Source organism: Paractinoplanes ferrugineus (genome assembly GCF_016862195.1).
Lineage (GTDB): Bacteria > Actinomycetota > Actinomycetes > Mycobacteriales > Micromonosporaceae > Actinoplanes > Actinoplanes ferrugineus.
The window spans coordinates 68,878-85,655 of the sequence record NZ_BOMM01000052.1 but is presented as its reverse complement, the minus strand read 5'-3'; the positions used below and the strand labels follow the sequence as shown (position 1 = coordinate 85,655).

General features: G+C 66.9%; 13 protein-coding genes. 2 read left to right on the top strand and 11 right to left on the bottom strand.

The window, feature by feature from the left end; translation table 11 throughout:
• Positions 1–26: 26 nt before the first annotated feature.
• The 3 genes from Afe05nite_RS29810 to Afe05nite_RS29800 are packed head-to-tail and all read right to left on the bottom strand — an operon-like array spanning position 27 to position 1,908.
• Positions 27–527 carry a MarR family winged helix-turn-helix transcriptional regulator gene (locus tag Afe05nite_RS29810; RefSeq protein ID WP_203820565.1) on the bottom strand — a complete coding sequence of 167 codons (501 nt, stop codon included), beginning with the start codon at positions 525–527 and terminating at the stop codon, positions 27–29.
• Positions 527–793: a hypothetical protein gene (locus Afe05nite_RS29805; RefSeq protein WP_203820564.1), complete on the bottom strand. Its 267-nt coding sequence runs from the start codon at positions 791–793 to the stop codon at positions 527–529. Before Afe05nite_RS29805 ends, Afe05nite_RS29810 begins: the two co-directional genes overlap by 1 nt.
• Positions 790–1,908 (bottom strand): alpha/beta hydrolase, encoded by a 1,119-nt coding sequence (locus tag Afe05nite_RS29800; RefSeq protein ID WP_203820563.1) that lies wholly within the window; start codon positions 1,906–1,908, stop codon positions 790–792. The genes Afe05nite_RS29805 and Afe05nite_RS29800 overlap by 4 nt, the downstream gene beginning before the upstream one ends.
• A 662-nt stretch (positions 1,909–2,570) precedes the next feature.
• Between Afe05nite_RS29800 and Afe05nite_RS29795 the strand changes: the two genes are divergently transcribed.
• Together Afe05nite_RS29795 and Afe05nite_RS29790 are read left to right on the top strand one after the other, a co-directional pair.
• Positions 2,571–3,923: a hypothetical protein gene (locus Afe05nite_RS29795; protein ID WP_203820562.1), complete on the top strand. Its 1,353-nt coding sequence runs from the start codon at positions 2,571–2,573 to the stop codon at positions 3,921–3,923.
• Positions 3,924–4,542: 619 nt separating this feature from the next.
• Positions 4,543–6,819: a restriction endonuclease gene (locus Afe05nite_RS29790; RefSeq protein ID WP_203820561.1), complete on the top strand. Its 2,277-nt coding sequence runs from the start codon at positions 4,543–4,545 to the stop codon at positions 6,817–6,819.
• A 353-nt stretch (positions 6,820–7,172) separates the two neighbouring features.
• Here Afe05nite_RS29790 and Afe05nite_RS29785 read toward each other — a convergent pair whose 3' ends face one another.
• From Afe05nite_RS29785 to Afe05nite_RS29750, 8 genes are all read right to left on the bottom strand, one after another.
• Positions 7,173–8,168: a VldE C-terminal domain-containing protein gene (locus Afe05nite_RS29785; protein WP_203820560.1), complete on the bottom strand. Its 996-nt coding sequence runs from the start codon at positions 8,166–8,168 to the stop codon at positions 7,173–7,175.
• Between the two features lie 285 nt (positions 8,169–8,453).
• A complete protein-coding gene (locus tag Afe05nite_RS29780) occupies positions 8,454–8,735 on the bottom strand; it encodes a hypothetical protein (RefSeq protein WP_203820559.1) in 282 nt (93 codons plus the stop codon).
• On the bottom strand, positions 8,735–9,043 hold the full coding sequence (locus Afe05nite_RS29775) for a hypothetical protein (protein WP_203820558.1): 309 nt from the start codon (positions 9,041–9,043) through the stop codon (positions 8,735–8,737). The genes Afe05nite_RS29780 and Afe05nite_RS29775 overlap by 1 nt, the downstream gene beginning before the upstream one ends.
• Positions 9,040–9,654: a hypothetical protein gene (locus Afe05nite_RS29770; protein WP_203820557.1), complete on the bottom strand. Its 615-nt coding sequence runs from the start codon at positions 9,652–9,654 to the stop codon at positions 9,040–9,042. Before Afe05nite_RS29770 ends, Afe05nite_RS29775 begins: the two co-directional genes overlap by 4 nt.
• The gene (locus tag Afe05nite_RS29765; RefSeq protein ID WP_203820556.1) at positions 9,654–11,510 is read right to left on the bottom strand and encodes a type IV secretory system conjugative DNA transfer family protein; all 1,857 of its coding nucleotides are present in this window, start codon (positions 11,508–11,510) and stop codon (positions 9,654–9,656) included. Before Afe05nite_RS29765 ends, Afe05nite_RS29770 begins: the two co-directional genes overlap by 1 nt.
• Complete coding sequence (locus Afe05nite_RS29760) at positions 11,510–13,078, bottom strand: putative type IV secretion/conjugal transfer ATPase (RefSeq protein WP_239118286.1); 1,569 nt, start codon at positions 13,076–13,078, stop codon at positions 11,510–11,512. The genes Afe05nite_RS29765 and Afe05nite_RS29760 overlap by 1 nt, the downstream gene beginning before the upstream one ends.
• Positions 13,075–14,595: an SCO6880 family protein gene (locus Afe05nite_RS29755; protein WP_203820555.1), complete on the bottom strand. Its 1,521-nt coding sequence runs from the start codon at positions 14,593–14,595 to the stop codon at positions 13,075–13,077. The genes Afe05nite_RS29760 and Afe05nite_RS29755 overlap by 4 nt, the downstream gene beginning before the upstream one ends.
• A gap of 24 nt (positions 14,596–14,619) precedes the next feature.
• Positions 14,620–16,758: an ICP22 family protein gene (locus Afe05nite_RS29750; protein WP_203820554.1), complete on the bottom strand. Its 2,139-nt coding sequence runs from the start codon at positions 16,756–16,758 to the stop codon at positions 14,620–14,622.
• Between the last annotated feature and the right edge of the window lie 20 nt (positions 16,759–16,778).

Below are 16,778 nucleotides of genomic sequence, written 5' to 3'. Positions count from 1 at the left end.
TGCGTTGCCGCGGCCGGCAGGAGTCATCAGTGGTAGGCGGTGATGAGGTGTCGCAGGACGTCAATCTCGTGCCTACCGGTGCCGGCCTGGGCATCGAGCAGGGTGGTCAGCTCGGCGATGAGCTGGCCACGCAGCTGCTGGTTCAGCGCCCATCCCGCCGCGGTGGGCGCGAGCAGGGATCGGCGGCGGTCCTCGGCGGGGACGCTGCGGCGCAGCAGTCCGCGTCTGATCAGAGCGGCGGCCGAGCGGGTGACGGAGCCTTTGGAGATGTGGGCCAGGGCAGCGACCACGCCGGTGTCGACAGGGCGGTGCATCACGGTCAGGTGCAGCACGTCGTAACTGGTCCAGGTCAGGTTGGCGTCGTAGAGGACGACGGTCTCGAGGTGGCGGCGGGCGAAGTTCGCAGTGCGGCACAACTGGGCGAGGCGATCCAGCTGTCCCGGCCCGGCCTCTTCGCCTGCATTGCCCGGTGCCGTCGACATCGCCAGTCCGGCGATGCCGACGGCACTCGACGGCTTCTCGCTCATCAGCGGGCCCTGGTGCCCAGCTCGACGGGTCCTGCCGGATAGGGCTGGGCCCGTGTCTTGCCGTGGCGGTGGTGATCGCCGCTGGTCCAGTTTGCCAGCGGGCGTATGGGCCAGAACTCGTGCGTGCTGTCGATGCCGCCTGCCGTGCTGGGCAGGCGTCGCGTGTGTCGGTCGGGCCGGTGGCGTGGCGTCGCGAGGTGCATGGTCGTGGTCCTCTCCCGTGCGGTTGCCTGTCGAAGCGGGTCGCGCAGCTCGATGCCGGTCATGCCCGGCACGACGACACCGGCGGGGTAGCCGGCGCGCTGCGCAGGTGGTGGAGCCAGGCGGTGATGGCCGTGAACGCGAGCGCTGCGGTGCGGTGCAGGTTGATGGAATGGCCCGTGACGGGGACGGTCACCGCAGCAAGTGGTGTGCCGTTCGGGAAGGCAGTGCGTTCGCGCTGGCATATGTCGGCCGGGGTGGTGCAGGGCTGGCCGGTGCCGCAGAACAGGGCGTCGGTGGCGCCCATGACGACCAGGACGGGCACGGTGATGGCGCGGCTGTAGGTCAGTTCGTCGTCGGGGGTGAAGGTCAGTTCGCCGCTGGTGGCCGTTGTCTTGGTCTGCTCGTCCCAGCTTGCGGCGCCGCGTACGGCGGTGTTTGGGTCCAGGAAGTAGCCAGGTCGGCTGCCGGGTCGGGTGGTCAGGTAGCCGTCCGGCGGTGCGGAGCTGGCGAACTTCGTGTCGGCGGCGGCCGGGTACAGGTCGGTGACGAAGCGGTTCATCTCGTCGGGGCGGATGTCGTGCAGCAGGCCGGTGAGCACGAGCGCGTCGACATCCTGGTATGTCGCCGCCTCGGCCATCCAGATAACTGAGCCGAATGAGTGCCCCACGCCGGTGACGCGAGTGAACCGGCCGACGGTGCCGTTACGCAGCGCCCCGATCACCTGGTGGGTGACGGTTGCTTCGGTCGTGGTGGTGACTTCGTCGGCGGGTGGCCGGTCGCTGGCGCCGGTGCCGATGCGGTCGACGAGGTAGACGGCGTCGCCGCTGTCCAACGCCGCGGCGGTGTAGTTCGAGCGCTCGTCGGGGCCGGTCCAGTAGCGGTGGGTGTAGGTGAGGCCGGGCATCAGCAGTTGCACGGTCGTGGTGGTGCGGGCCGGCCGGCACAGCCATCCGGCAAGTCGGTACTGCGGTGCGCCGGGACTGGTGGTCAGCGTGACGGCCAGGTCGTGCCGTACGCATCCCGGCCGCGCCACCGATGGCGGTTGAGCATGCGCGGCAGGCGCGGCGAGCGCCAAGCCAGCCAGAATCAGCGCCACCGCCACCGCGAGCGGCATGAAGAGGCGGGTACGAGGTTCCTGCGATACTCGGGTCGCGGCCCGGGTCGGGTTCGACTGCATGCGCTGCTCCTTCGGTGGGTGTGGAGACGATCGAGTGACGGCGGTGCCTGGGAAGTGTGGATATTCCAACGCCGCGAATGGGTAGGGTTGGGTGGCCGACCTCTCGCCGGACCGAGCTCTCTGCGGGCTCAAGCGAACTTTGTGTAGCCGCGGTGCGATTGCAGCCTCTGTCCGGCCGACTGGCTCCGCGCTCGCCGAGAGCCGCTACACCAACGACCCTGCCGGTAGGGCCCACGTCGGTCTAGCTGTCTCCGGCTGTCTCCAGCTGTCGCCTCCGGCCCGAAAGCTGGCGGCGTTTGGGGTCTGGCCTTCCGCTAGCACTGGCCAGCGTGGCGCCGCATGACACCTCACCGCCCGCAGCCCCGCGCGCTCGAAGGCATGTCAAGGCACTGGGGAGCGGTCGGACCTCGTACCGTTGCCCCGCCGACGGGCGTTGTTCCCGCAACCGCCCGTCGGCTCCCTTCACGAGGCGCGACGATAGTCGTGGGCGCGCTTATCGGCGGCAGATCCGGATATCCGATCATGAAAAATCTAGGTCAACGGTAGATTTCGACTATCCCGCACCGTCGTATTACACGCACAGCGGGCTCAAGCCTTTGTGTGACCCTAACCTAGAGCACTAGGATTGTTCTAGGTGCACGACTGGCGAGTCCGGAGGAGACATGCGACCGATTTTGCTGGCCCGGTGGAACGCCCTCGCCGCCTTTTGTCGAAAGCCGATGGCGGCTGCCATTTCGCAGGAGATCGCTTGGTTCGAGGCTGGCGATGAGCGTGTCATCGCTACGCTGATCCTCGACACGGACGAGGAATTCTCAGGAATCATTCTGGCCCGCGATCTCGTGGAGCGGTTCAGGTTCGTCGGGATCACCGGCTACTTCGCAACGCCGGAGGAAGCTCTCGTCGACCTGAACGGCAAGATTTTAAGCTTGCTCCCCAGCCTCGAGGAGGCGCGGGAACAGGGGGACGAACCTGGCCGCACGGTGGACTTTTTCTCACCGGTCGTGGGTGAGTCGAAGCTGCATCCTAGCTTCCGCACCCTTTCGGCTGGCGATGAATTTTCGGCTGCACGCGAGATCATTACTGTGATGATGCGCTGGCACGAAGATGTGGACGGGAATTTCGTCCAGCAGTTTCAGACGACGGGCTTCGACGCTCGTTTGTGGGAGCTATACCTCTTTGCCGCTTTGGTCGAATCTGGTCTAGAGGTGTCCCACCCGAAACCGGCTCCAGACTTCTTGGCTCGTGGTCTCAATGGCGAGTTCACACTTGAGGCTACAACAATCAATCCAAGTGCAGGTGGCAGTGTAGTTGCACCTAGCCCGGCGGATCTAGAAACGGCTGACGGACGTGAGCGATACAACCTGCACTACCTGCCGATTAGATACGCCGGTCCTCTGACGGCGAAGTTGGCCAAGGAATACTGGAAGCACCCAGCCTCGGCCGGCAAGCCACTTGTCATCGCCATTCAAGATTTTCACGCAGAGATGTCGATGACTTACAGCGGGTCGGCGCTGCCGACCTACCTTTACGGAATCACGTACAGCGCCGAACGTGACGCCGACGGACGGCTGGAGGTTAAGCCCTCAATCGTCACCGACCATAGGTGGGGCAGCAAGGTAGTTCCGTCCGGATTTTTCTCACTGCCCAACGCGGAGAACATCAGCGCCGTGATGTTCAACAGCACTGGGACTATCTCGAAATTTAATCGCATGGGCGTGTGCGCCGGATTCGGTGCGGAGAACGTTGTGCTCATCCGACACGGGCACGCCTGGGATCCCGACCCAGACGCTGACGTCCCATTGCCGTTCATGCAGGTTGTCTCCAAGGAGAACCCAGAGACCTGGATCGAGGGCATGGACGTCTTTCACAACCCGAATGCGCTACATCCGCTCGATCCCGACCTTCTGCCGGGGGCGGCACACCACCGGCTGCTGGACGATGGGCGAATGGAGACCACTTCGACGGCATGGAAGCCCATGGACTCGGCTACGACGATCCTGGCGCTCCCGAATTGACAGTCGGCATTTGCCATTGCCTTACAGAGCGCTGCCGTTCTCTGGCTGGAAACGGTTTGAACGAATTCTTCTTCCAGCGATGATTTGCACTCTCATCGGCTAAATCAGTGCATTCATCTGTTGCTGGTTTGCCGGGGAAGTGGGGATATTCCAACGCTCTGAATGAGTCGGGCCGGCTGGCGCCTCTCGGTGGATCGGACTTCTAGTAGCCGCAAACAAGCTTTCTGTAGTCGCGGTGCGATTGCGGGCGGTTGCCGACGGACAAAGCTCCGCACCCTCCGAGGCAACAAAGGCTGCGTCGGTGCCGTGAACCGGCGCTACTGGGCAGGTCCCGCGTTCCTACGCGTCTGGGACCAAGGGGATGCGAAGCGTCAGTCTGAGCCGCCACAGCAACGACCCTGCCGGCAAGACCCCACGTCGGTGTAGCTGTCCGCAGCTGTCTGGAGGTCGGCAGGTTGAGCGTGAGCGGCGGGCAGGGACGTGATCAGGTAGGCGGTCTGCGAGGCCGCAGGCGTACGGACGCGGCTGGCGATCAAGGTCCTCAAGCGGACATAGTGCTGGGTGTGAAGGCGTTGCCGTGCGCCTTGCTGGACGCGTTGTAACGATCAGGAAGGCGGCAATGGCCGAGTACGACTTCAGGACACTCTCGCCTAGCGATTTCGAGCAGTTGGTCAGAGACCTACTCCTAGCGGAGAATGGATGGACTCTTGAGACCTTCGGGCATGGGCGAGACGGCGGCGTCGACCTCAGAGGCGTCGTCGATGGCAAAAAGTTGGTTGTGCAATGTAAGCACTATGCCGGCTCCACTTTTAGCGATCTGCGTAAGTCAGCGCGCAAAGAAGTTCCTAAGATGAAGAAAGAGAAACCGGATCGGTACCTCTTCGTCACGTCGCAAGCTTTGGGTCGCACCCAGAAGGATACGTTAGCTGAGGACCTTGACGGCCTTCTCCTAAGCACAGCAGACATTCATATTCAACCTGACTTAAATGAGATGATCGGCCGCCATCCTGAAGTTGAACGAGCCAACTTCAAGCTGTGGCTCGCCTCAGCAAGTATCCTGGACATGGTTATGCGAAGTGGCCTCTGGGCACGTAGCGAATCATTGCTTGAGGATGTCAGCGATCGGGTCAAGTACTACGTCAGCAACCCCGGCTACATACGGGCGGATCGAAGGCTTCACGACTCTGGCGTGGTCATTCTTTCTGGGGTGCCGGGTGTCGGAAAAAGTATGCTTGCCGAGATGCTCCTACTCAACCACTGGCATCAGGGATGGCAAGTAGTTGCCGTCTCTTCCGACATAGACGAGGCATGGGAGTCAATCAAGCCGTCGGTGAAGCAGATCTTTCTGTACGACGATTTTCTTGGGCAAACCGATATCAGTGAGCGAAACAAAAACGAAGACTCTCGGCTGATTCGCTTCATGCACAAGGTCTATAAAGACCCTGCCAAGCGTTTGGTTATGACGACTAGGTCGCAGATCCTAAATCAGGCGGCGTTGGTACGCGAGCCAATCGCGAGGGGCGACTTCCGCGTCCGTGAATGCGTCGTCATGTTGTCCGACTATGGTCCAGTAGAGCGTGCAAGAATTCTTTACAATCACCTATATTTCTCAGAGCTTCCAAGGTTTGCTGTACGCGAATATGCCCAGAGTGGTCACTATTGGGAAGTAATCCGCCACCCAAATTTCTCACCTAGGATCATCGAACAAGTCCTCCGCAGGGAAGCACCTGATGCAAAATCGCTTGCTCAGAATTTGGGGAACGCGCTCGACCGGCCAGTCGACCTTTGGCGCACGATGTTTGCCACCGTGCTTTCCGATGTCGCACAAAGAATTGTGATTTCCCTCGTGATCTTCCCTGTTGAAGGCACATCGCCCGAGGAACTGCGTTCCGTTGCACGGCAGGACGCCAGCCCCGTCGCCTACACAAACGCCCTCAAAGCACTTGAGGGAACGTTCATCTCAATAGGCACCAGTCCCTCGGCTCGCCTCTCGAGGACGACAGATAAGTCTTTGGTATCTTTTGCCAACCCGAGTGTGCGCGACTTCGTTCTCGCGTTCTTAGACGAAGAGCCCGACTACGTTGAGGCTTTAATACGGTCCGCGACGAGCATCCGCCAACTTGTAAACTTGTTGCAATACGCTGCATCGGAATCAGGGGATCGCCTCAAGTTTCCAGAGACGGCGGCATCGATTGCGACAAACAGTGGACTTATCCTGGATCACATCCAGGCTCTGATTGCAGGCGCTTCCGAGATTGGCAGTACCTGGCAGGTGGCACGCCTGGTACTAGACCCGCTGTCGGAATTGCTGGCGCCGGCCGCAGCCATCTTTCCCGCCGACAAATTGGATGCTCTTATTGACGAAACGCGTGCGCTGATAAATGACCGTGACCTTACGATGGCAGACGGAGGCGTCTGGGAACGCTTCGTCAGAGCTGAGGTCAAGCGCCGCGATCAACACACGGGATTGCAGGATTTGCTAGTCGGATGGGGCCAAGCTTTAGAGACCGTCGATGACGTCGAAAATTTCGGCAGGTTTCTTGAAGAACTCCCGCTATCGGGTGAAGCCACTTATTCCAGGAAGGACTTCGCCACGCTCGTCGAGGCCGCGCTAGAGAATGACATCGACAACATCTCCGATAATCGCCGAGACGAGGATGACGACCTTTCCTGGCTTAGCCAAATCGAGGAAGCCGCCTCAGACTTTGGCATCCTTGAGCAGATGTCGTACCGGATCGAGTCCGAACGTGATTCAATCGTTGGCCACTACGCCGACAAGGAAAATGAATTCGATGGCTCGATGCCGACCTCAGGGGGAGGCTACTTCGGATCGGCCGCGTCATCGGCGGCCAGCTCACAGGCCGAGATCGAAGGCATGTTTAGCGAGCTGTCGTGATCGACCGGACGATGCACGCCTTGAGACCACTTCGCGACATGTAGAACCCGGGTCGCTCACGTGAGGGGGACGCTGGACACCCGTTCATCGGCAAATCAGTGCATGCGAATTGTTGCTGGTTGCCGGGCGGTATAGGTATTCGAGTGGTGTAATCGGATGGACTCACCGGCTGTGTTCCCCCGCGTAAACAGTCCAGTTGCCGCTCGATTCGTGGACAAGTGGAGACCCGGATAGTCCATCGATCAGGGCCACAACAGTAAGATCTCCTCGCGGGCGAAGTTGCCGCTGGTGACAGCTTCGTTGACCGTTGGCCAACGGCGCGAATCCATCATCAGATGAAACTTTCAATCTTTTCACTCGAGGCTGATGTGGACGTGGTTGGTGTGCCATCCACTCGGGTCATCGCCGCCGAAGGGGTTGTTGTAGGCGTGCCAGCCTTCGGAGCGGGTCCAGATGCGGCGGAACCAGATGACGTACTTGATGCCGAGGCGGTCGGCGTTGGCGACGGCCCATACGGCCATCGCGTCGCCGCAGGCTTTCTGGGCTCCGGACGCTTCGCCGCCGGAGGTCATCATGAAGTCGCAGGCGCGGCCCTGGGGGTGCTCGCCGTGATCGTCGACGCGGTAGCAGCCGGGCTTCGGGAAGCCGGCTGCTTCGGCCTGTTGCACGAGGTGCAACGTCCTCGGCGTCAGGCAGCCGGAGCCGGTGGTCGGATCGGGCCGGATGCTGCACGGCTCTTTCGGCCAGGAGCCGTCGGGGTTGCGTTCAACCGGGTCTGCCATGGCGGCGGTGGTGGTCGAGCAGTCCGCTGCATTGCCAGTGCCGGCTCCGAGTTGTTGGCCGAGTGCGGTGGCGTCGTCTTCCCACTTCGCGTAGGCGTTGGGCAGGGAGGAGCCTTGGACGGCTTGCGCGGCTTCGGTCAGCGGCATGGTCTGCCAGCCGCGGATGGTGGCGAGTTTGTCGTAGAACTTGCCGGCGGCGTAGACAGGATCGGCGATCTGGGCTGGGGTTCCCCAGCCTTGGCTGGGCCGCTGCTGGAACAAGCCGACCGAATCTCGGTCGCCGCCGGCGAGGTTGTGCAGCCCGGACTCCTGCATGGCGGTCGCGAGCGCGATGATCTGGCCGCGTGCCGGGATTCGCCGGTCGGTGCCGACATTGACGATCGTGCGAGCGTTGGCCAGTTGCTCGGCGTCCCACTGACCTACGGTGGGCGGGCTGCCGGCCATTGAGGTCACCGGCGCGGGGACGCACTCGTCGTTGACGCTGGTCAGCAACAGCAAGGGTCCGGCGAGGCAGGAGCCGACGAGCAGGAAGGCGCCCACCACCAGGGCGACGACGCGGTTGCTCATGGCTGCCGCCGAGATGCGCAGGGAACAGCGCCCGATGACCCGGCTGAAGGGCCAGCGGTGCCAGTCATCCGGGTCTGCTGCGTCATGGTGTCGGTGCCGGCCGGGTGGCGTCGATCAGCCCTCGCGCGCCGGTTCCGGTGACGCGCGGAATCGCGGCGTTGCGGCGTGGCCTGCTGACAGGGGCCGCCTGGCTGGTGCTCGTGGCGGACTCGGGCGGCGCGGTGGAGCCGCGTCCCTGCGTCGCGGCGACGACGAGACTGCCGGCGACTGCCGACCGGCAGTTGTTCATGCCGGTACGTCGCTGCGTTCGGGCCAGTTGCCGAGGGCGTCGTTGGCGGTGGCGGCCATGTCACGCAGTCGGCTGTGCAGGCTGGTCAGCGCGGTGCGGCGTTGCGGTGCGGTATCGGCGGTGTGCGCCGCGAGCAGTGCGCTGTTGACGGCGGCGCTCTGCTCGTCGAGTGCGCGAAGGATGTCGAGGTACAGCAGGAAGTCGCTGCCGACCGGGTGGCCGGTGGCCGCATCGTCCGCGAGGTCGCCGGCGTCAGCAAGTGTGGTGTGGCCGGGCATCAGTCCTCCAGGCCGGGGTCGTCGTAGGCGTCGGTGTCGTAGTCGCCGTCGAGGCGGCCGTCGGTCTCGGCGTCGAGGCGTTCGCGTTCCTCGTCGGCGTATTCGGCGGCGCGGTAGTGGTCTTCGGCGTCGTATTCGGCGTCCAGGTCGCTCACGGGTTCGGTCTCCTCTGTCTCGGGTTCTTCCTCTTCGGGTTCGGGGTCGGTGATGCGCTGGTAGAGGTCGTCGACGTCGCGGTACATGGCCCGCAGGAGCGTGTTGAGGCGGTCCCAGGCGGCGTCAGTGGTGACTTCGGCGGGCATGGTCACGACGTCGCCTCCCGCGGGCTACCGGCCGGCGTCGAGGCCGGCCGGCCGGCGAGGTCGGCGTCGGCGATCAGCAGTGCGGCCTCGCGCCACGCGTCGGGCCAGCTGAGGTCGAGGTGCCGCTCGTTGTGGGTGCCGTTGCGGCAGCGGGTGTAGTCGTCCCAGTCGCGCAGCCGCAGCCGGGCGCGGGCAAAGCGTTCGTGCCACAGCAGCGGCCCGTCCGCCGGGGCCGCGTCGTCGTAGGCGGTGTGCCAGGCGGCGGCGAGCCCCGTCAGTTCCTCGATCAGGGGTGGGTGCTGGTACCAGCAGGCCGGGATCTCTTCGACCAGTTGGTACCGGTCGACGGCCCAGCCGACCCAGTCGATCAGCCACGCCCACGCCTGCGCGGCGGCGTCGCGGTCGAGCTCGGCCCAGCGCAGCGGCCACGGAACGCTCGGCGGGGCCTTGCGCGGCCCTGCACTCTGGCCTCGGGTGACGGTGTCGACAAAGGCGAGGTGTTGCTGGTGCAGGGTGTCGACGGCTTCGGCGAGCCGGGCGACGGTGGCGGCGAGCTGGGCGGCCGCGACCATGTCCGGGCTCGGGTCGTCGGGCAGTTGGAAGTCGAAGGCGTCCATCAGGCCGCCTCGGCAAGGCGTTTGCGGAAGGCGTCGCGGCCGGCGGTCAGCTCGCCGGCGTCGGGGCGTTCCCACCACGCGGGCACGGCGAGCTCGACCGGTGGAAGGTTGCCGACCAAGGCGAGGGCGCGGCCTTCGGGCAGGGTGCGCAGGTCGGCCAGATCCAGGAGGTTTTCCCGGCGGGCGCTTTCGTTGACCGTGGCCCGGCCGCCGCCCCAGGAGTGGCTGGAGGTGATGTCGGTGACCTGCCCGGCCAGGGCTTGGGCGTCGCGCATGCCGGTGACGTCGGTGCTGCCGCCGATGAGTAGCCGGGCGCTGGCGGAGTCGGCGATGGCCCGTCCGCCCTTGTCGCCCCATCGTTCGCGTAGCTGGTGCAGGTTTTGGGCGAAGATGCTGACGGCGATGCCGGAGCCGCCGCCCTCGTTCATCAGCGACGGCAGTGACGGCAGGGGTGCGATGTTGGTGATCTCGTCGCCGATGAAGTACAGCGTCGGTTCTATCCGCCCGCCTGGTGCGGTCAGGGCGAGGCGTTTGGCCTGATAGAGGATGTCCTCGCTCAACGCGGCGAGCAGCGGCGCGATCAGCGCTTGGGCGTCGCGGGTGCCGACCAAAAAGATCGTGCCCGACTCGCGCAGCCAGTCGACCGGTTTGAACTGCGTTCCGCGCGGCGGTGAACACGCAGTCAGCACGCGCGGGTCGTTGAACGCGTCCAGAGCGCCGGAGACGACGGTTTGGATGGTGTCGCGGGCCCGGCCGCTGGTTTCGCGGTGCCGGGCGAGCCGGTCGGCCCAGGAGTCGACGCCGTGCGCCCGCAGAATCCGCTCGGGACGGGAGTTGGCCGGGTTCTGCGACCACGCGAGAACGTCGAGCATGGTGGCCTGCTCATCGAGCGCAGCGGCATGCAGCAGACCACGCAAGATGGTGGCGGCCTGGTCGCGGAACCACTTGCCGTTCTCCACCGACTCGTCGCCGATACCGGAGCCCGCCGCGAAACCATTTGCTCGCAGCATCGCGACGATCTGGTCGTCGGCGCCTTCGATCGGTGACCACGCCATGCGGGGCACACCGCGGATCTCGCCTTGCGGCTCGAAGATGTAGGTCGGGCCGATCGCGGCCCGGCGGTCGTAGGTGATCTCCGCGACGTCCAGGCGGGTGGAGGTGGTGAGGACCGCGCCGCGCGCGTCGGCGACCGCGGGGATCACGTAGCGGGTGGTTTTGTTGCCGAAGCGCGGCACCGCGGCGGCGAGCAGGGTGTATTCGTTGGCCAGGTACAGCGGTCGGCCGCTGGTGGCGTCGTTGCCCAGGAAACGGGCGACCTCGAGCGGATCCTGTCGGCGGGCGGTCTTGGTCGCGTGGGTGAGTTCGTCGTCGGTGTCGAGGATCGTCAGGCCGGGACGCACGACGTCGACCCGCTTGCGGACCGCGTCGGCGGTCAGCGTCCGGTGCAGATCGGCGTTGGTGGCGAAGCCGCTGCGGCGCATGCGGGTCTTGGCCACGTGCAGCGCCGGCGCGCCGATCCCGGCCAGGGTGCCGAAGAACGTGAGCGCCCACAGCGGATACAGCAGCCACGCGCCCCCGATGACGGGGCGGGCGGTCGCCGGCCACGCGTCAGCGGGCCTGTCCAGGTGGCCGGTCAGGCGCACCAGGATTCCGGGCGTCTGCCCGATCGTGGTGTCCGACCACTGCTGGTGGGCCAGCAGCGCGGACAGCTGACCGGCCGCCCACAGCGACACCACGCCGATCACGGCGACCACGACGAAGAGCACGAGCAGGATCAGCCGGCCGAGGATGTCGGCGCGGGCCCGGCCTTGCCGGGGCGGGCGGTGCCCGGGTGAGGACAGCGGAGGGCGGGCCATCACGCGGCCGTCCCGTCGGTGGCGGCGGCCAGCCGGGCGTCGTAGTCGACGCCGTCAACCGGGGCGGACGGCTCGTCTGTTTCCATGCGGCTGTCGGTGTGCACTATCGCCGTCTCCAGGCGCGACAGCTGGTGTTTGACGACGAAGGAGCGGGTGCCGATCTTCCACAGTCCGACACCTTGGCGCAGGTAGCGCATCAGGTCGGTCTCGACATCACTCGTGCCGAGGAATTCACGGGCCTGTTCCAGACTGCCGGTGGCTTGGCGGTACGAGACGCGTACGCCGGAGTCCTCGATCAGGCCGCGGGCGATCCGGACCTGTTCGGAGTCGGCCGACCCGGACGCCGCCAGATCACTGAACCGGTGGAAGGCCAGAACGTTGGCGATGCCCAGCGCCCGGGCCAGCTTCAGCTGTTCGCGCATGCGCCGGATCAGCGGCAAATGGCGGGCGATGAGCGCGAACTCGTCGTAGAAGCACACCCGCGGCGGGGCATCCGGTGCCGACAGCTCGGTCTCCAGCCAGGACTGGGCGCAGGTCATCGCCATCGCAGTCATCTGATCCGAGGCCCGGATGGTGCGCAGGTCGAGGATCGCGCCGGGCTGGCCGAAGTCGAGGCGGGCGTTGGATGCGACTGGTCCGTCGAACACCCCACCCAGCGCCCCGGAGATGAGCCGCTCGAGGGCCAGACGCACCCGGCGGGAGTCGGTGACAAACGTGTCGACGGGGTAGGCGAGCTGGTCGAGGCGGTGCTGCCACAGCGCGGGGTCGCCGGTCGCGGCGAGCACTGCGGACAGGGTGGGGGTGGCCAGCCGGCCGGCGCTCGCGTCGTGTTCGCGGGTGACCGCGTCGACGGCGTACTCCAGCAGCGAGCGTTCGGCTTCCTGCAGCGGCCCGCCGAGCTGGATCTCCAGGAGTCCTTCGAGCAGCAGCAGCCGGCGTGAGCGCTGCAACTGCCGCCACTGGGCCTCGGTCTGCTGCGGGTAGCGGCGAATCCCTGCGAGGGGGTTCATGATGACGCCGAGCCCCGGTCCGATCCGTACTGGTGTGATCCCTGCGGCGGCGGCGAGCTGTTCGTATTCGCCCTTGTAGTCGGTGCCGTAGAAGCGGGTCCCGAACGGGATACCGCGGAAGGCGAGGGTTTTGAGCAGAGACGACTTCGCGCTGCCGATCTCACCGGTCACGACCATGTTCGGGGCGGTGATGACTTTCGCCCGGTAAAGCTCGTGCAGGCTGAAGGTGAACGCGCTGCGGGAGTAGACCTCAAGGCCGATCAGCGGCCCGTCGACCGGCAGGCCCGGGTCGGACACGAACGGGTACACGGAGCAGAGCTGGGCGGAGGTGGTGGTCAGCGGCGGTAGTTGCATCTGCCAGAACACCCGCCCGGCGGCGTGGCCGTAGGCGCCGCGCCGGCCGACCGGCACGGGGCCGAGCAGCCGGTCTTCCTGCCGGGTCAGCGCCCGCTGTTCGCGGTGCAGGGCGGCCTGGGCGCGGGCGAGGTCGCCGGCGGCGGCGCGCTGCTGGATGCGGTCTGCGAGGGATCCTTCGCGGCGCAGGACGCGGCGGCTCACGCGGACCACCCCCGGGCGGGCTTCAACCCGCGCGCCAGCGGCAGGGCTCCGGCGGCGAAGGCTTGGTCCTGCTCGCCGGCCAGGACGATGGCTTCACATCCGGCGCGGGAGAGGATCCGTTTGACCGAGCGCACATCCCGGTCGAGGTCCGGGATGGTGGGCGCGGTGACGGTGACCAGCAGGGCGTGGCGGTAGCGCACGTGACCGGCGGCCTGCTCCCGGTCGATCTGCTCGACGGCGCGGGCCTCGTCGTCCTCCCGGGCGGTCCGGACCAGCCGCAGTTTGCGTTTGGTGACTTCGTCACCGGCGCGGGACACCTTCTCCCGGCGGGTGGCCAGCTGCGCCACCGCGGCCGGGACGGGCTGGGCGACCAGGGTGACGGTGCGGCGGCAGGTGGTGCGCATGTAGAGCGGGCTCAGCCACGTCGCCGCGACCAGCTGCCGCGGCATCTGCGCCACCCACAGCGTTCTCGAGAATGCTGAGTCGTGCTGGTAGGTGGTCCAGCCGACGGTGCGGGCGGCGATCGGCCCGGCCAGCCGCGGTTCGACTCCCGCCGCCGTCGGGCCGGCGTCGCCGGTCGGGGCGGTGCTGGCGCGCAGGTCGACGACTTCCTGATCGTCGGGGTCGAATTGGGTACGGATGACGGCGGCGTAGGCGCGTGGCGAGAGCCAGCCGCCGGTGGTGATCCCGGCTTCGAGCACGGCGGCCTCGATACCGGTCAGCCGGTCCAGCACCACCGCGGCGATGGCCGTGTCCGTCCCGCCGGCGTCGGCGATCTCGCCGGAGAGCCGGGCGATGTCGAACACCACCGACAGGTAGATCTCGTGGCGCTGCGCCGCCGGGGCTGCCGCGGCGGTCAGCTGGGCAAGGGACCGGTACGCCGTCGAGGTGGTGTCGACGGCTCGGTTGACCAGATACCGCTGGGCGGCGTTGCCGGTGTCCGGCACCGCCCGGGAGGTCACCGACCACCGGATCAGCCCGGCGTCGGCGTACTCGCTGCCGAGGATGTTGAGCAGCTGCGCCCAGTCGGTCAGCCGCTGCGCCTGGACGTCGCGGTCGGCCAGGATGAGGTTGGTGCCGTAGCAGGTCAGGGCCGCGGTCACCGTCTTCTCGCGGCGGTGGTGCAGCAACCCGATCTGCGTGGTGCCGTCGGCGGCGGTCGCCTCGAGCCACACGTAGGCGGCGGCCGGCCCGGGCAGGTCCATCCACCGGTCGACGCTGTTCGGCGCGTACGGGCCGCCGCGGTAGTCGCTCTGCCCGGCCCGGCGTTGCAGCAGAGCTCCGGCCACGATCGGCGCCCACTCGGTCACCCGGCGGCCTTTGAAACGCAGCAGCCCGAGCGTCACCAGCAGCACGCAGCCCGCCATGGCAGCGATCGCCGCGCCGCGCTGGCCGGCGACCAGCAGGTTGAGGGCCACGACGGCGGCGATGACACCGGCCATGACCAGGGCGACCTGGGACCAGGCGAACCCGAGGACCGCTCCGCGCGTCGAGCGCGGCGGGAACTGAAATTTCATCTCTTCTCTTCCGTCCAGGCCGGGCTAGATCGGCACGATGGGCACTTCGGAAGCAGCGGCGGCAGCACCATCGCCGCCGCCGCTTGCGGCGCCTGAGCGGCCGCCGGACTGCTCGCCATCGCCTGACGAGTGCTGCTGCGGTGCGGCGTCTGGTCCCGCTGCCGGCCCGGATGCGAACGGCTCACCCGTGGACGCGGCGCCCGACGCCGCGGGAGACGTCGCGCCTGCCGCGTCCGGGATCGGGGAGGCGTCATCGGTATCCGTTCCGGCGCCGGTGCTGTTGTCGCCTGATCCGCCACCTGCGCCGGCTGAGGTGCCGGTGAGGTCGGAGGTGACGCCACCGGTCGGGTCGGCGGTCTGCGCCCCGCCCGGGGTGACCGGCAGCGACCCCTGCGAACCGGTGGCATCGCCGGGAGCGGTGAGCTGCCCGGACGCCATGTCGTGCTGCGCGCTTCGCGCACCCGACTGAATGCCGTCGGCTTCCTCGGCGTTCGGGGTCTCAGCGCCTCCGTCTTGGGCTTGTTCCTCGCTGCCCGGGTCCTTGGCGGTTTCGCCGACCTGTCCACCATCGGCGCCGGTCGACGCGGCGTCGCCCACCTGCCGTCCGGTGCCGGCACCGATCCCGGCGGCGCCCTCGGCGTTCTCGACCGGACTGGTGGGCACGCTCGCGGTGTTCTCGTCCATGAGTCCGGCGGCACCGGAGCCCGGACTCCCACCACCACCGGCGTCGGCGGCACCGGCGCGGAACCCGCCGACGAAGTCAGCGCCCAGTTGCAGCGGACCCCCGGCGGTGGACAGGATGCCGTGGGCGTTGACGTCGGACAGGTAGCCGTCCCACAGCGTTGTCAGCCGCAGCAGGATCCACGGCGCCACCACCATCAGCCAGATCAGCAGCACCCCGCGCAGCGCGTTCATCAGGTCGTCCGACCCGTACGCAGCCCGCGAGCCGTAGACCCACAGCTCGGCGATGAAGAACTTCGACGAGCCCAGGGCGTTAACCGTCCAGAACCAGCGGCGTCCCCAATGCCGGGTCTCGTGCATGGCCTGCCCGGACATCGCGACCGCGCCGAACAGGGCGGCGCCGGTGGCCAGCAGACCGCGGAACAGCATGATCACGAACAGCAGGAGCAGGCCGATCGTGGCCAGCACCGCCAGCAGCAGCGCGATGAACATCGTTCCGGCGCCGCCGGTGAGTCTGCTGAAGCTAGTCACCAGCGCTGACGGGTCGTACGGGGTACGCGCGTTCGCGTCGATGACCGCGTTGGTGGCCTGGTCCCACGCCGCGACGATCGTGTACGCCAGGCCGCCAGCGAAGGTCACACCGAGGACCGCCCGCACCAGGCCGCCGAGCGACGCGACCGGGCTGGGCCCGGCAGTCGTGCGCAGCCCGTTGATGATCGTGGACAGGACGAAGAAGACGAAGATCAGCCCGATCATCACGCCGGCGAGGGAGTTGTAGGTGGAGTAGAACGCCGCGTCCGGCGACGAGATCGCGGTGACCTTGAAAACCTGGGTAGCCAGCTTGGACAGCAGGAACACCACGCCCTGCACAGCCGCGTCGACGAGCCCTTGGATGCCGGAGCGGACCCCGGACTCCAGCGCGTCTTGAGCGTTGCGCTGCACCTTGCAGCTGACGTCGGTGAGCGGGCAGTCCGGCTGTTTCGGGTCCGGGTCGTACATCTGGGCGGCCCACGCGGAGACCTGCTGCTGGCAGGCGTTGTACTTCGCCTCGTAGGCCGGCTGCGGGTTGAGGTGGGGGTCGTAACCGGCAGGGAACTGGGCGGCGCAGTTGATCAGCCCTTGGGGGCCGGCACCGGTGCTCGGGCCGTCCATCAACACCGACGCGGTCCCGTCGCGCGGGTCGCCGCGCAGGGTGATGGACGCGGCGGCGCAGGACTGTCTGTCGGCGTCGCTGGTGGCCTTGCTGCATTGCGTGACCCAGTGCGAGCGCCCCTGGCCGGTGGGCGTGTCGACGTGCACGGCCCACGGCATGCACCACGCGACCGCCCCGGGTGCTTTCGCCGCGCAGGCCGCGTCGACGACCGGGCTCGTCGGTGTGGGGCTCGGGGTAGGGGCCGCGTCGGCGCGGACCGCACCGCCGAGCAGGATCGCGATGCAGGCAGCGACCAGAAGCAGCCCGCGGGCGATGCCCGCACGGTGCAAGGGGCGACGGTCTGAACCGC

Coding starts and splice junctions, on each gene's coding strand:
- Afe05nite_RS29810 (WP_203820565.1), bottom strand. CDS start 527: ATGAGCGAGAAGCCGTCGAGTGCCGTCGGCATCGCCGGACTGGCGATG.
- Afe05nite_RS29805 (WP_203820564.1), bottom strand. CDS start 793: ATGACCGGCATCGAGCTGCGCGACCCGCTTCGACAGGCAACCGCACGG.
- Afe05nite_RS29800 (WP_203820563.1), bottom strand. CDS start 1,908: ATGCAGTCGAACCCGACCCGGGCCGCGACCCGAGTATCGCAGGAACCT.
- Afe05nite_RS29795 (WP_203820562.1), top strand. CDS start 2,571: ATGCGACCGATTTTGCTGGCCCGGTGGAACGCCCTCGCCGCCTTTTGT.
- Afe05nite_RS29790 (WP_203820561.1), top strand. CDS start 4,543: ATGGCCGAGTACGACTTCAGGACACTCTCGCCTAGCGATTTCGAGCAG.
- Afe05nite_RS29785 (WP_203820560.1), bottom strand. CDS start 8,168: ATGAGCAACCGCGTCGTCGCCCTGGTGGTGGGCGCCTTCCTGCTCGTC.
- Afe05nite_RS29780 (WP_203820559.1), bottom strand. CDS start 8,735: ATGCCCGGCCACACCACACTTGCTGACGCCGGCGACCTCGCGGACGAT.
- Afe05nite_RS29770 (WP_203820557.1), bottom strand. CDS start 9,654: ATGGACGCCTTCGACTTCCAACTGCCCGACGACCCGAGCCCGGACATG.
- Afe05nite_RS29765 (WP_203820556.1), bottom strand. CDS start 11,510: ATGGCCCGCCCTCCGCTGTCCTCACCCGGGCACCGCCCGCCCCGGCAA.
- Afe05nite_RS29755 (WP_203820555.1), bottom strand. CDS start 14,595: ATGAAATTTCAGTTCCCGCCGCGCTCGACGCGCGGAGCGGTCCTCGGG.